Origin of the sequence: Pseudomonas iranensis (genome assembly GCF_014268585.2) — a bacterium.
Taxonomy (GTDB): domain Bacteria; phylum Pseudomonadota; class Gammaproteobacteria; order Pseudomonadales; family Pseudomonadaceae; genus Aquipseudomonas; species Aquipseudomonas iranensis.
Window position 1 is genome coordinate 5,029,495 of the sequence record NZ_CP077092.1, and the last position, 13,630, is coordinate 5,043,124.

The 13,630-nt window shown below is 59.6% G+C and carries 13 protein-coding genes; 10 read left to right on the forward strand and 3 right to left on the reverse strand.

What is annotated here, in order from left to right:
- Window positions 1-25: 25 nt before the first annotated feature.
- Entirely contained in the window at window positions 26-316 is a 291-nt protein-coding gene (plzR, locus tag HU724_RS22580; RefSeq protein WP_016773401.1) for a PlzR type 4 pili assembly inhibitor, read from the reverse strand.
- Window positions 317-720: 404 nt separating this feature from the next.
- Here plzR and argF point away from each other — a divergent pair, with 404 nt between their 5' ends.
- Both argF and HU724_RS22590 read left to right on the forward strand, forming a co-directional pair.
- A complete protein-coding gene (gene argF / locus HU724_RS22585) occupies window positions 721-1,641 on the forward strand; it encodes an ornithine carbamoyltransferase (protein WP_024014160.1) in 921 nt (306 codons plus the stop codon).
- Complete coding sequence (locus HU724_RS22590; protein ID WP_110603265.1) at window positions 1,638-2,747, forward strand: ABC transporter ATP-binding protein; 1,110 nt, start codon at window positions 1,638-1,640, stop codon at window positions 2,745-2,747. The genes argF and HU724_RS22590 overlap by 4 nt, the downstream gene beginning before the upstream one ends.
- Before the next feature lie 120 nt (window positions 2,748-2,867).
- Here HU724_RS22590 and HU724_RS22595 read toward each other — a convergent pair whose 3' ends face one another.
- Together HU724_RS22595 and ybaK are read right to left on the reverse strand one after the other, a co-directional pair.
- Window positions 2,868-3,650 carry a PhzF family phenazine biosynthesis protein gene (locus HU724_RS22595; protein WP_186569765.1) on the reverse strand — a complete coding sequence of 261 codons (783 nt, stop codon included), beginning with the start codon at window positions 3,648-3,650 and terminating at the stop codon, window positions 2,868-2,870.
- Between the two features lie 99 nt (window positions 3,651-3,749).
- Complete coding sequence (gene ybaK, locus HU724_RS22600) at window positions 3,750-4,220, reverse strand: Cys-tRNA(Pro) deacylase (protein ID WP_133338557.1); 471 nt, start codon at window positions 4,218-4,220, stop codon at window positions 3,750-3,752.
- Window positions 4,221-4,571: 351 nt separating this feature from the next.
- On the opposite strand from ybaK, the gene HU724_RS22605 reads away from it, so the two are divergent.
- The 8 genes from HU724_RS22605 (at window position 4,572) to HU724_RS22640 (ending at window position 13,467) form a co-directional block, all read left to right on the forward strand.
- Entirely contained in the window at window positions 4,572-5,423 is an 852-nt protein-coding gene (locus tag HU724_RS22605) for an MIP/aquaporin family protein (protein ID WP_042607374.1), read from the forward strand.
- Between the two features lie 77 nt (window positions 5,424-5,500).
- A complete protein-coding gene (gene glpK, locus HU724_RS22610; protein WP_024014162.1) occupies window positions 5,501-7,003 on the forward strand; it encodes a glycerol kinase GlpK in 1,503 nt (500 codons plus the stop codon).
- Between the two features lie 95 nt (window positions 7,004-7,098).
- Entirely contained in the window at window positions 7,099-7,854 is a 756-nt protein-coding gene (locus HU724_RS22615; RefSeq protein ID WP_007953179.1) for a DeoR/GlpR family transcriptional regulator, read from the forward strand.
- Between the two features lie 292 nt (window positions 7,855-8,146).
- Window positions 8,147-9,682, forward strand: coding sequence for a glycerol-3-phosphate dehydrogenase (gene glpD / locus HU724_RS22620; RefSeq protein ID WP_186569766.1), 1,536 nt, complete (start codon window positions 8,147-8,149; stop codon window positions 9,680-9,682).
- A 521-nt stretch (window positions 9,683-10,203) separates the two neighbouring features.
- On the forward strand, window positions 10,204-11,118 hold the full coding sequence (locus HU724_RS22625; RefSeq protein ID WP_090285892.1) for a glutamate/aspartate ABC transporter substrate-binding protein: 915 nt from the start codon (window positions 10,204-10,206) through the stop codon (window positions 11,116-11,118).
- A gap of 200 nt (window positions 11,119-11,318) precedes the next feature.
- Window positions 11,319-12,065, forward strand: coding sequence for an amino acid ABC transporter permease (locus HU724_RS22630; protein ID WP_016773392.1), 747 nt, complete (start codon window positions 11,319-11,321; stop codon window positions 12,063-12,065).
- Window positions 12,065-12,736 carry an amino acid ABC transporter permease gene (locus tag HU724_RS22635; RefSeq protein ID WP_016773391.1) on the forward strand — a complete coding sequence of 224 codons (672 nt, stop codon included), beginning with the start codon at window positions 12,065-12,067 and terminating at the stop codon, window positions 12,734-12,736. The genes HU724_RS22630 and HU724_RS22635 overlap by 1 nt, the downstream gene beginning before the upstream one ends.
- Window positions 12,733-13,467 carry an amino acid ABC transporter ATP-binding protein gene (locus tag HU724_RS22640; protein WP_016773390.1) on the forward strand — a complete coding sequence of 245 codons (735 nt, stop codon included), beginning with the start codon at window positions 12,733-12,735 and terminating at the stop codon, window positions 13,465-13,467. Before HU724_RS22635 ends, HU724_RS22640 begins: the two co-directional genes overlap by 4 nt.
- Window positions 13,468-13,630 lie beyond the last annotated feature (163 nt).

Sequence of the window (13,630 nt, forward strand, 5' to 3'; positions counted from 1 at the left end):
CAGGACAGCCGATAAATCGCCGCGATCAGTTCGGCGGCAACTGCGGCGGTGCCGCCAGCTGGATTTCCTGGATGGTTTCGATCTGCTCATGGGCGACGTGCACGCCGGTGAGCTCGCCGATCAATCGCCAGTGCTCATCGAGCCCGGCGCTGATGGTGGCCATGCGATCGATCATGTGCCGACCGGCGGATTTGACCACTTCGTCGTCACTGCGCAGCAACTCGAAAGACATCGAGGTGACGGACGCGGTGAGATGGGTCAGGGAGCGAGCCGTGTGGCCCAGCAGCTCCATTAACAGTTGTTCTTTCGATTCCATGCGGAGGCTTCCTGCGTCGCTCGAAACTTATTTATAACCCAGCACTTTGCTTTAGCAAATGTTTCAGTCTGAACATCCGACCAAGCGAATCGGTGGCGCCGCGTTCGTAAACCGACCAGGACCGCTGCGTTGCCGTCGCGGCGCATTGCCAAGCCCGGCGGCGCCAGTGTACAAAGAGGCTCACCGCTGTACTGAATCCGGCTTCAACATGCGTGATCGAAATGCTCGGTCCGCGCTCCGAATCCCGCTGAAAAGTAGCCTATTGGCATAACGCGACATTTAGTGTCAATATCGCGCCTTCCCCTATTTCGTCGCCCCGTGCGGCTTACGCCGCAGGTCTCGCCCGTTGTTCCGTAAAACAAGGCTTTGAGCATCTGCGGTCTGTAGCAAAAAGGTAGTCAATGATGAGCGCAAGGCACTTTCTCTCCCTGATGGATTGCACGCCCGAAGAGCTGGTCAGCGTGATCCGTCGAGGCGTTGAGCTCAAGGACCTGCGTAACCGCGGCGTACTGTTCGAGCCTCTGAAAAACCGCGTGCTGGGGATGATCTTCGAAAAATCCTCGACCCGTACCCGGATCTCCTTCGAGGCCGGCATGATCCAGCTCGGCGGCCAGGCGATTTTCCTGTCCCCGCGCGACACCCAACTGGGCCGTGGCGAGCCGATCAGCGACTGCGCCATCGTCATGTCGAGCATGCTCGATGCGGTGATGATCCGTACCTTCGCCCACAGCACCCTCACCGAATTCGCCGCCAACTCGCGGGTGCCGGTGATCAACGGTCTGTCCGATGATCTGCACCCTTGCCAGTTGCTCGCCGACATGCAGACCTTCCTCGAACACCGTGGCTCGATCCAGGGCAAGACCGTGGCCTGGATCGGTGACGGCAACAACATGTGCAACAGCTATATAGAAGCGGCGATCCAGTTCGACTTCCAGCTGCGCGTTGCCTGCCCGGAAGGCTACGAGCCGAACCCGGAGTTCGTCGCCCAGGCTGGTGATCGCGTGACCATCGTCCGCGATCCGCAAGACGCCGTGCGTGGCGCGCATCTGGTCAGCACCGACGTCTGGACTTCGATGGGTCAGGAAGAGGAAACTGCCAAGCGCCTCAAGCTGTTCGCGCCGTTCCAGGTCAACCGTGCCCTGCTCGACCTCGCTGCCGAGGACGTGCTGTTCATGCACTGCCTGCCGGCGCACCGTGGCGAAGAAATCAGTCTCGACCTGCTCGATGACCCGCGCTCCGTCGCCTGGGATCAGGCAGAAAACCGTCTCCACGCACAGAAGGCCCTGCTTGAGTTCCTCGTCGAACCGGCATATCACCACGCATGAGCCATGAATTACTGCTGAACCTGCGCAACCTCGCTTGCGGCTACCAAGATCAACGCGTGGTGCAGAACCTCAATCTGCACCTCAACGCCGGCGACATCGGCTGCCTGCTCGGCTCGTCCGGCTGCGGCAAGACCACCACCCTGCGCGCCATCGCCGGTTTCGAACCGGTGCACGAAGGCGAAATCACCCTCGGTGGCGAAACCCTCTCCAGCGCCGGTTTCACCCTGGCGCCAGAGAAACGCCGGATCGGCATGGTGTTTCAGGACTACGCGCTGTTCCCGCACCTGAGCGTGGCCGACAACATCGCTTTCGGCATCCGCAAGCACCCGAACAAGGCGCGCGTGGTCGAAGAACTGCTGGAACTGGTCAATCTGAAAAACCTCGGCAAGCGCTTTCCGCACGAGCTGTCCGGCGGCCAGCAACAGCGGGTCGCCCTCGCCCGCGCCCTGGCGCCGGAACCGCAGCTGTTGCTGCTCGACGAGCCGTTTTCCAACCTCGATGGCGAGTTGCGCCGCAAGCTCAGCCATGAGGTACGCGACATCCTCAAGGCCCGTGGCACCAGTGCGATTCTGGTCACCCACGATCAGGAAGAAGCCTTCGCCGTCAGCGATCACGTTGGCGTGTTCAAGGAAGGTCGGCTGGAACAGTGGGACACGCCCTACAACCTCTACCACGAACCGGCGACGCCTTATGTCGCCAGTTTCATCGGTCAGGGTTATTTCATTCGCGGCCAACTCGTCAGTCCGGAGTCGGTGCAGACCGAGCTGGGTGAGCTGCGCGGCAACCGTGCTTACACCTGGCCGATTGGCGGTGCGGTGGATGTGCTGTTGCGTCCGGATGACATTGTTTACGCGCCGGATAGCTCACTGAAGGCGCAGATTGTCGGCAAGACATTCCTCGGCGCGGCGACCTTGTATCGCCTGCAACTGCCGACCGGTGCGCAGCTGGAATCGATCTTTCCGAGCCATGCCGATCACCTGGTTGGCGCCCAGGTCGGGATTCGCGTAGCGGCGGATCATCTGGTGCTGTTCCAGGCTTCGGGGAGCACTGCGGCACAGATTCCGGCGGTGGAAAACGGCGTCCGTCGATTCAGCACCAGCCTCTGATCCGCACTGGATAAAAATTGTGGGAGCGAGCCTGCTCGCGAATGCGGTGTTTCAGTCGCCGAAGATGTTGACTGAAAGAGCGCTTTCGCGAGCAGGCTCGCTCCCACAGTTGGTATTGCCTCAGCCTAAAAACAGGGTACCGCTGGCCACCAGCGTCGCATTGCCGCCAATCTTCACCCGCTCACCTTCCAGCCGACAGAACAACTCCCCGCCCCGCGCCGAGCGCTGGCACGCGGTCAGGTTCGATTTGCCCAGACGTTTGGCCCAGTACGGAATCAGGCTGCAATGGGTCGAGCCGGTCACCGGGTCTTCATTGATACCGATGGCCGGGGCGAAATAGCGCGAGACGAAGTCATGCTGGTTGCCACGCGCGGTAACAATTGCGCCCAGCCATGGCAGTTTCGCCAGCGCTGCCATGTCCGGTTGGCAGTCGAGCACGGCCTGTTCCGAGTCCAGCACCACGAACAGCTCGTTGGAGCCGAGCACATCAACCGCCTCGACACCGAGGGCTCGCTCGACATCCAGCGTCACGCCGATTTCCGATGGCACGATGGTCGGGAAATCCAGCCACAAGCGGTCGCCTTCACGGCTGACGCTCAGCAGGCCGGACTTGCAAGTGAAGTCGATGCGCTCGGCACTTTCCTTATAGATTTCGAACAGTACAAACGCGCTGGCCAGGGTCGCATGCCCGCACAGCGGCACTTCGGTGGTCGGGGTGAACCAGCGGATATGCCAGGCCTGGCCTTCGCGCACCAGAAACGCAGTCTCCGCCAGGTTGTGTTCGGCGGCGATCTTCTGCATCAAGTCATCGGCCAGCCAGCTGTCGAGCCGATAGACCATCGCCGGGTTGCCACTGAACGGCCGATCACTGAACGCGTCGACCTGATGAAACGCAAGCTGCATGATTGTCTCCCTGAATTGGTCGACCGAGCATGCAACGGCGGGCCGGATCAGTGCCAGTGACAGAAGCGCTATTTTTTCTTCATACAGCCGGCGCGCATTTTAAGCCCGGCCGATATCGGCAAACTTCGCCTGGGTGTGCTCGGCCAGCACCGCAGGCGCCAGTTCCACTTCCAGTCCTCGCCGCCCGGCACTCACATAGATAGTCGCAAACTCCTGAGCGGAATTGTCGATGAAGGTGCGCAGGCGTTTCTTCTGCCCGAGCGGGCTGATGCCGCCCAACAGGTAGCCGGTGGAGCGTTGCGCGGCAGCGGGATCAGCCATTTCGGCTTTCTTCACTCCGGCGGCGTGTGCCAGTCCCTTGAGATCGAGCGTTCCGACGACCGGCACCACAGCCACCAGCAGTTCGCCTTTTTCACTGGCGGCCAGCAGGGTTTTGAACACTTGCGCCGGTTCAAGCCCAAGCTTCTCGGCTGCCTCCAGCCCGTAGGACGCGGCCTTCGGATCATGTTCGTAACTGTGCACGCGATGTTCGGCACGAACTTTTTTCAACAAGTCCAACGCTGGGGTCATGGCAGCTCCGGGTTCGGCAGTCTTTGATAAAACCTGCGGCGGATTCTAGGTCATCGTTGGGCAAAAGGCTCTATTCCAAGCCGCGAATCCCGTGGCTTCGCGCTGCATTCAAGCTGATCGCCGCGCTGATCATTCACACGGCGAATAGTTTTATTGTGACCGACGGTTCACTTTCGACCTTTGACAGGTTTGTTTCTTGTCTATATTTTTTCGAATCTGAATAATGTAAGAATCATGCTCCGCGCAGTACCCAGCAGTAACCCGGGAACCGAATGGGGATTCCGACCCGGTGAAGATCGCGCCCTGCTCCGTTGGCAAGGCGCTACACAAGAAAAAGAACCGAGGTTTTCAATGACAGCTGCTTTACCGCAACCATCGCTTTCCGGCCAATGCATGGCCGAGTTCCTGGGCACCGCCCTTCTGATCTTCTTCGGCACCGGTTGTGTCGCCGCGCTCAAAGTCGCGGGCGCCAGCTTCGGCCTGTGGGAAATCAGCATCATCTGGGGCGTCGGCGTGAGCATGGCGATCTACCTCACCGCCGGGGTTTCCGGCGCGCACCTGAACCCGGCCGTGAGCATCGCTCTGGCAATCTTCGCTGACTTCGAAAAGCGCAAATTGCCGTTCTACATCCTTGCGCAGATCGCCGGCGCCTTCTGCGGCGCGTTGCTGGTCTACACGCTCTACAGCAATCTGTTCTTCGATTACGAACAAACCCACCAGATGGTTCGCGGCTCGGCTGCCAGCCTGGAATTGGCCTCCGTGTTCTCCACCTACCCGAACCCGGTGCTGTCGACGGCCCAGGCATTTCTGGTCGAGATGATCATCACCGCGATCCTGATGGGCGTGATCATGGCCCTGACCGATGACAACAACGGCCTGCCACGCGGCCCGATGGCGCCGCTGCTGATCGGTCTGCTGATTGCCGTGATCGGCAGTGCGATGGGTCCGCTGACCGGTTTCGCGATGAACCCGGCGCGTGACTTCGGTCCGAAACTGATGACTTTCTTTACCGGTTGGGGTGAAATTTCCTTCACCGGTGGTCGTGATATTCCGTACTTCCTGATTCCGATTTTTGCACCGATTGTCGGTGCCTGCCTCGGCGCTGCCGGGTATCGCGGGCTGATTGCCCGTCACCTGACCGGCGCCACACCTGCTACAAAGGATGCAGAACCGGCCATTGACGGCAAACCAAGAACTTCTTGAAACAGTCGGCGCCGGCTCCTGCCCATCCGAGCCGGCGCCACGGCCCACTCTCGTTTTTTTCGTCCAAGGCAATCGACATGACCGACATTCAGAACAAGAACTACATCATTGCCCTTGATCAGGGTACGACCAGTTCGCGCGCGATCATCTTCGACCGCGACGCGAACGTGGTCTGCACCGCGCAGCGCGAATTCGTTCAGCACTATCCGCAGGCCGGTTGGGTCGAGCACGACCCGATGGAAATTTTCGCCACCCAGAGCGCGGTGATGGTTGAAGCGCTGGCCCAGGCCGGCCTGCATCATGACCAGGTCGCCGCGATCGGTATCACCAACCAGCGTGAAACCACTGTGGTCTGGGACAAGACCACTGGCCGTCCGGTCTATAACGCAATCGTCTGGCAGTGCCGCCGCAGCACCGAGATCTGCCAGCAGCTCAAGCGCGATGGTCACGAAGACTACATCCGCGACACCACCGGCCTGGTCACCGACCCGTACTTCTCCGGCACCAAACTGAAGTGGATCCTCGACAACGTCGAAGGCAGCCGCGAGCGTGCGCGCAACGGCGAACTGCTGTTCGGCACCGTCGATAGCTGGCTGATCTGGAAATTCACCGGCGGCAAGGTGCACGTCACCGACTACACCAACGCCTCGCGCACCATGCTCTTCAACATTCACTCGCTGGAGTGGGATTCGAAGATGCTGGAGATCCTCGACATCCCCCGCGAGATGCTCCCGGAAGTCAAAGCCTCCTCGGAAATCTACGGTCGCACCAAGAGCGGCATCGCCATCGGCGGTATCGCCGGCGACCAGCAGGCAGCACTGTTCGGCCAGATGTGTGTCGAGCCGGGCCAAGCGAAAAACACTTACGGTACCGGTTGCTTCCTGCTGATGAACACCGGCGACAAAGCGGTGAAATCCCAGCACGGCATGCTCACCACCATCGCTTGCGGCCCGCGCGGCGAAGTGGCTTATGCTCTGGAAGGCGCCGTGTTCAACGGCGGTTCGACCGTGCAATGGCTGCGCGATGAACTGAAAATCGTCAACGACGCCCACGACACCGAATACTTTGCCAACAAGGTCAAGGACAGCAACGGCGTGTATCTGGTGCCGGCGTTTACCGGTCTCGGCGCACCGTACTGGGACCCGTATGCCCGTGGCGCACTGTTCGGCCTCACGCGCGGCGTACGCGTCGATCACATTATCCGCGCCGCGCTGGAGTCGATCGCCTATCAGACCCGCGACGTACTCGACGCCATGCAACAGGACTCCGGCGAACGCCTCAAGGCCCTGCGCGTGGACGGCGGCGCGGTGGCGAACAACTTCCTCATGCAATTCCAGGCCGATATCCTCGGCACCCAGGTCGAACGCCCGCAAATGCGCGAAACCACCGCCCTTGGCGCGGCTTATCTGGCCGGCCTGGCCTGCGGCTTCTGGGGCAGCCTGGAAGAACTGCGCGGCAAGGCAGTGATCGAGCGCGAGTTCGAACCGAGCCTGGACGAAACCGAGAAAGAGAAACTCTACAAAGGCTGGAAAAAAGCCGTCAGCCGCACCCGTGACTGGGCGCGTGAGGACGCCGAATAAGCCAACCTGCAGTTCCAGAAGGGTATCTAACTGGTAGGGAGCAGATTCCTGCGGCATCATGGGCAAATTTTGCACGGCAGCCCAAAGGAAGCCCCATGAATCTGCCTCCCCGTCAGCAGCAAATCCTCGAGCTGGTCCGCGAACGCGGCTATGTGAGCATCGAGGAAATGGCCACGCTGTTCGTTGTCACCCCGCAAACCATCCGCCGCGACATCAATCAGCTCGCGGAAGCCAACCTGCTGCGTCGCTACCACGGTGGCGCCGCGTACGATTCCAGTGTCGAAAACACCGCGTATGCGATGCGCGCCGATCAGATGCGCGACGAAAAGCAACGCATCGGTGAAGCCATCGCCGCACAGATCCCCGATCACGCCTCGCTGTTCATCAACATTGGTACAACCACCGAATCGATCGCCCGCGCCCTGCTCAATCACAGTCACCTGAAGATCATCACCAACAACCTGCACGTCGCCTCGATGCTTAGCGCCAAGGATGATTTCGATGTGCTGCTGACCGGCGGCAACGTGCGGCGGGACGGCGGTGTGGTCGGTCAGGCGAGCGTGGACTTCATCAATCAGTTCAAGGTCGATTTCGCCTTGGTCGGCATCAGCGGGATCGATGAGGACGGCAGCCTGCTCGATTTCGACTATCAGGAAGTGCGGGTGAGCCAAGCGATCATTGCCAATGCGCGGCAGGTGATTCTGGCGGCGGACTCGAGCAAGTTCGGGCGTAACGCGATGATTCGACTGGGGCCGATCAGCCTGATCGATTGCCTGGTCACCGATCAGCAGCCGGTACCGGCGCTGGCGCAGTTGTTGAGTCAGCACAAGATTCGTCTGGAAGTCGTCTGATTCCTCTCCCTCGCTGACCGAACCGACGCTTTCGCGAGCAGGCTCGCTCCCACTCTTGGAATGCATTGCAAAATGTGGGAGCGAGCCTGCTCGCGAAAACAATCGATCAAACAACACATCTTCTGCGCCCTTGCGCGCGTTCATGTTCGAAAATTTTCTTTTAATCGCCCTTCGATGAGTTTTTTCAATCGAACGCGACTGGCTGTGCGCGTCTTTATGGGCTACCATTTTCGCAAATGAACATTAATGTTCGATTTCCAAGACATAAAACCAAAAGAACCGAGGCCAGCCGATGTCCACCTCTACCTTGCGTACGCCCCCTCTCTCCGAGATCTATGACGTTGCCGTAATTGGCGGCGGGATCAATGGCGTGGGGATCGCAGCGGATGCCGCCGGTCGCGGTCTTTCGGTGTTCCTTTGCGAAAAAGACGACTTGGCCAGCCACACCTCGTCGGCCAGCAGCAAGCTGATCCACGGTGGCCTGCGCTATCTGGAGCATTACGAATTCCGTCTGGTGCGCGAAGCGCTGGCCGAGCGCGAAGTGCTGCTGGCGAAAGCGCCGCACATCGTCAAACCGATGCGTTTCGTCCTGCCGCACCGCCCGCACCTGCGTCCAGCGTGGATGATTCGTGCCGGCCTGTTCCTTTATGACAACCTCGGCAAGCGCGAGAAGCTGCCAGGTTCGAAAAGCCTGAAGTTCGGCGCCGACAGCGCGCTGAAAAGCGAAATCAAGAAAGGCTTCGAATACTCCGACTGCTGGGTCGATGACGCCCGCCTCGTGGTCTTGAACGCCATGGCCGCCCGGGAAAAAGGTGCGCATGTGCACACCCAGACCCGTTGCGTCAGCGCACGTCGCACCAAAGGCCTGTGGCATCTGCATCTGGAGCGTGCCGACGGCAGCCTGTTTTCGATTACCGCCAAAGCCCTGGTCAACGCCGCCGGTCCGTGGGTGGCGAAGTTCATTCGTGACGACCTGAAAATGGAATCGCCTTACGGCATTCGTCTGATTCAGGGCAGCCACATCATCGTGCCGAAACTGTACGAAGGCGAACATGCGCACATTCTGCAAAACGAAGATCAGCGCATCGTTTTCACCATTCCATACCTGAACCACTTCACCCTGATCGGCACCACCGACCGCGAGTACACCGGCGACCCGGCGAAAGTGGCGATCACCGAAGGCGAAACCGATTACGTGCTGAAAGTGGTCAACGCTCACTTCAAGAAGCAGCTGAGCCGCGAAGACATTGTGCACAGCTACTCGGGCGTTCGCCCGCTGTGCAACGACGAATCCGACAACCCGTCGGCAGTGACCCGCGATTACACCCTGGCGCTGTCTGGCAACGCCGAAGAAGCGCCGCTGCTGTCGGTGTTCGGCGGCAAGCTGACTACCTATCGCAAACTCGCCGAGTCGGCGATGGCGCAGTTGATGCCGTTTTTCACCCAGATGCGCCCGAGCTGGACCGCAACCGCCACCCTGCCCGGCGGCGAAGACATGACCACGCCAGAGGCGCTGAGCGCGCGAATTCGCGACAAATTCGATTTCGTCCCGACTGAAATCGCCCGACGCTGGGCCGTCACCTACGGCAGCCGCACCTGGCGCATGCTCGAAGGCGTAGAAAGCCTGGCCGACATGGGCGAACACATCGGCGGCGGGCTCTACACCCGCGAAGTCGATTACCTGTGCAGCGAAGAATGGGCCACCACGGCGCACGACATCCTGTGGCGCCGTACCAAGCTAGGCTTGTTCACCACAGCGGAGGAGCAGCAGAAGCTCGCGACGTATCTGGGCAAGGTTGAGCAGAATCGGAAGATCGAAGCGGCTTGATCTCACCGTTCAAATGAAAGCCCCTGAATCGAGAGATTCAGGGGCTTTTTGTTATGTGGACTTTGTTGAACCTGATTGGGGCAGTTAGATCTTTTCCCCCTCACCCCAGCCCTCTCCCCCAAGGGGTAGAGGGGGAAAGGGAGCCGATCTCCGTGGGTTCCAAAGTCCGAGGTCGACTCGGTATCTCACGTCGCCGTAACTCGACCATCCACCGCAGTCAGTCCCCTCTCCCTCCGGGAGAGGGTTAGGGTGAGGGGCTTTTGATCGTTCGGTTTTCCGAACGCGACTCTTCAGTCGGTTCGGTTAACCGGATCTCACCCTCAAAAAATTACCGCCACAAAACTTTAATAACGTTATAAAACAATTGGTTAACCGACTGTGACTGGTCTGGCACGAGTCATGCTCTACACTCTCTCGACGAATGCCTGCTGTGCCGACACTTCAGGAGCCGTCAGGCATTCGAAGCACAAAAAGGGCCGACAAACTGGCTCCATAAAAAAAACAATGTCGAGGAAAATTTGATGCGCATCGTTCCCCATATCCTGGGCGCAGCCATTGCTGCCGCTCTGATCAGCACGCCAGTTTTCGCCGCCGAGCTCACCGGCACCCTGAAGAAGATCAAAGAGTCCGGTGTCATCACCCTGGGCCACCGTGACGCCTCCATTCCGTTCTCCTACATCGCTGATGCGTCCGGCAAGCCGGTTGGCTACTCGCACGACATCCAGCTGGCAATCGTCGAAGCGATCAAGAAAGACCTCGACCTGCCGAACCTGCAAGTCAAATACAACCTCGTTACCTCGCAGACCCGTATCCCGCTGGTGCAGAACGGCACCGTGGACGTCGAGTGCGGTTCGACCACCAACAACGTCGAGCGTCAGCAGCAGGTCGACTTCTCCGTCGGCATCTTCGAAATCGGTACCCGTCTGCTGTCCAAGAAAGACTCCAAGTACAAGGATTTCGACGATCTGAAAGGCAAGAACGTCGTGACCACCGCCGGTACTACTTCCGAGCGCATCCTCAAGGCGATGAACGCCGACAAGCAGATGGGCATGAACGTCATCTCCGCCAAAGACCACGGCGAGTCCTTCCAGATGCTGGAATCGGGCCGTGCCGTTGCCTTCATGATGGATGACGCACTGCTGGCCGGCGAAGCCGCCAAGGCCAAGAAAGCCGCCGATTGGGAAGTGACCGGCACGCCACAGTCGTACGAAATCTACGGCTGCATGATGCGCAAAGGCGACGAGCCGTTCAAAAAGGCTGTGGATGACGCGATCAAGGCCACCTACGCTTCGGGCGAAATCAACAAGATCTACGAGAAGTGGTTCATGCAGCCGATTCCGCCAAAAGGCCTGAACCTGAACTTCCCGATGAGCGACGAGCTCAAGACCCTGATCGCCAATCCGACCGACAAAGCGGCTGACGACAAGAAGTCCTGATTTTCTGACTAACCTTATCCCCTGAGGAGGCGCCTGCCTTTTCAGGGGATGGTCATTCCCTGCTGGCATTTTTCTGGAAACACTCGAACCGGTGGCTGTCGAGCCGATCGCGTGTGCCCGGTCTTTGAAAAAAGACTGGGGAGGGAACGGAGTTCCCCAGGCGGGCACTTGTACATCGATCGAATCGAGGGGAGACCCTAATGAATTACAACTGGGACTGGGGCGTGTTCTTCAAGTCCACCGGCGTGGGCAGCGAGACCTATCTCGACTGGTTCATCTCCGGTCTGGGCTGGACCATCGCCATCGCCATCGTGGCGTGGATCATCGCCCTGCTGCTCGGCTCGCTGCTGGGCATCATGCGCACCGTGCCGAACCGCATCGTATCGGGCATCGCGACCTGCTACGTCGAGCTGTTCCGTAACGTGCCGCTGCTGGTGCAGCTGTTCATCTGGTACTTCCTGGTGCCCGATCTGCTGCCGCCGGATCTGCAGGAGTGGTACAAGCAGGACCTCAACCCGACTACTTCGGCCTATCTGAGCGTTGTCGTCTGCCTCGGTCTGTTCACCGCCGCCCGTGTCTGCGAGCAAGTGCGCACCGGTATCCAGGCGCTGCCTCGTGGCCAGGAATCCGCCGCCCGCGCGATGGGTTTCAAACTGCCGCAGATCTACTGGAACGTGCTGCTGCCCCAGGCCTACCGGATCATCATTCCGCCGCTCACCTCGGAATTTTTGAACGTGTTCAAGAACTCCTCCGTGGCGTCCCTGATCGGTTTGATGGAATTGCTGGCGCAGACCAAACAGACCGCCGAGTTCTCGGCCAACCTGTTCGAAGCGTTCACCCTGGCAACCCTGATCTATTTCACCCTCAACATGAGCCTGATGCTGCTGATGCGCCTGGTCGAGAAGAAAGTCGCGGTGCCCGGCCTGATCTCCGTGGGGGGTAAATAATGGAATTCGATTTCAGTGGCATCGTCCCGGCCATTCCCGGTTTGTGGAACGGCATGGTGATGACCCTCAAGCTGATGGCCATGGGCGTGATCGGCGGGATGATTCTCGGCACGATCCTCGCGCTGTGCCGTCTGTCGCACAACAAGCTGCTGTCGAGCATCGCTGGCGCCTACGTCAACTATTTCCGCTCGATCCCGCTGCTGCTGGTGATCACCTGGTTCTACCTGGCAGTGCCGTTCGTGCTGCGCTGGATCACCGGCGAAGACACGCCGATCGGTGCGTTCACTTCGTGCGTCGTGGCATTCATGATGTTCGAAGCGGCGTACTTCTGCGAAATCGTCCGGGCTGGTGTGCAGTCGATTTCCAAGGGCCAGATGGGTGCCGCGCAAGCGCTGGGCATGAACTACGGGCAGATGATGCGCCTGATCATCCTGCCGCAGGCGTTCCGCAAGATGACCCCGCTGCTGCTGCAGCAGAGCATCATCCTGTTCCAGGACACCTCGCTGGTCTACACCGTGGGCCTGGTGGACTTCCTCAATGCCTCGCGCGCCAGCGGCGACATCATCGGCCGCTCCAATGAGTTCCTGATTTTCGCCGGTCTCGTGTACTTCATCATCAGCTTCGCCGCCTCGCGGTTGGTCAAGCGTCTGCAAAAAAGGTTCGCCGTATGATCTCTATCAAAAACATCAACAAGTGGTATGGGGACTTCCAGGTGCTGACTGATTGCAGCACCGAGGTCAAAAAAGGCGAAGTGATTGTGGTCTGCGGCCCGTCGGGTTCCGGCAAGTCGACGCTGATCAAGTGCGTCAACGCCCTGGAGCCGTTCCAGAAAGGCGACGTGGTGGTTGACGGTACGTCGATCGCTGACCCGAAAACCAACCTGCCGAAACTGCGTTCGCGGGTGGGCATGGTGTTCCAGCATTTCGAGCTGTTCCCGCACCTGACCATCACCGAAAACCTGACCATCGCGCAGATCAAGGTGCTTGGCCGCAGCAAGGAAGAGGCGACCAAAAAAGGCCTGCAACTGCTCGAGCGCGTAGGTTTGTCGGCGCACGCCCACAAGCATCCGGGGCAACTGTCCGGCGGTCAGCAACAGCGTGTGGCGATTGCCCGTGCGCTGGCGATGGACCCGATCGTCATGCTGTTCGACGAACCGACCTCGGCGCTCGACCCGGAAATGGTCAATGAAGTGCTCGACGTCATGGTGCAGCTGGCCCACGAAGGCATGACCATGATGTGCGTGACCCACGAAATGGGCTTCGCCCGTAAAGTGGCGGACCGGGTGATCTTCATGGACCAGGGCAAGATCATCGAAGACTGCCCGAAAGAGGAATTCTTCGGCGACATCAGCGCCCGCTCCGAACGCGCGCAGCACTTCCTCGAGAAAATTCTGCAGCACTAAAAGCAACACACCCGCACCCTGTCTGTGGGGTGCGGGCAGCCTGACAATGAGATCCCCTGTGGCGAGGGGATTTATCCCCGTCCGGCTGCGCAGCAGTCGTAAAACCTGTGCATGCGGTCTTTCAGTTAAACCGCAGTGATGGTTTTGGGGCCGCTTCGCGGCC

Bases quoted from the DNA above. Each gene is read 5' to 3' on its own strand.
- plzR (WP_016773401.1), bottom strand. From the start codon at position 316: ATGGAATCGAAAGAACAACTGTTAATGGAGCTGCTGGGCCACACGGCT.
- argF (WP_024014160.1), top strand. From the start codon at position 721: ATGAGCGCAAGGCACTTTCTCTCCCTGATGGATTGCACGCCCGAAGAG.
- HU724_RS22590 (WP_110603265.1), top strand. From the start codon at position 1,638: ATGAGCCATGAATTACTGCTGAACCTGCGCAACCTCGCTTGCGGCTAC.
- HU724_RS22595 (WP_186569765.1), bottom strand. From the start codon at position 3,650: ATGCAGCTTGCGTTTCATCAGGTCGACGCGTTCAGTGATCGGCCGTTC.
- ybaK (WP_133338557.1), bottom strand. From the start codon at position 4,220: ATGACCCCAGCGTTGGACTTGTTGAAAAAAGTTCGTGCCGAACATCGC.
- HU724_RS22605 (WP_042607374.1), top strand. From the start codon at position 4,572: ATGACAGCTGCTTTACCGCAACCATCGCTTTCCGGCCAATGCATGGCC.
- glpK (WP_024014162.1), top strand. From the start codon at position 5,501: ATGACCGACATTCAGAACAAGAACTACATCATTGCCCTTGATCAGGGT.
- HU724_RS22615 (WP_007953179.1), top strand. From the start codon at position 7,099: ATGAATCTGCCTCCCCGTCAGCAGCAAATCCTCGAGCTGGTCCGCGAA.
- glpD (WP_186569766.1), top strand. From the start codon at position 8,147: ATGTCCACCTCTACCTTGCGTACGCCCCCTCTCTCCGAGATCTATGAC.
- HU724_RS22625 (WP_090285892.1), top strand. From the start codon at position 10,204: ATGCGCATCGTTCCCCATATCCTGGGCGCAGCCATTGCTGCCGCTCTG.
- HU724_RS22630 (WP_016773392.1), top strand. From the start codon at position 11,319: ATGAATTACAACTGGGACTGGGGCGTGTTCTTCAAGTCCACCGGCGTG.
- HU724_RS22635 (WP_016773391.1), top strand. From the start codon at position 12,065: ATGGAATTCGATTTCAGTGGCATCGTCCCGGCCATTCCCGGTTTGTGG.
- HU724_RS22640 (WP_016773390.1), top strand. From the start codon at position 12,733: ATGATCTCTATCAAAAACATCAACAAGTGGTATGGGGACTTCCAGGTG.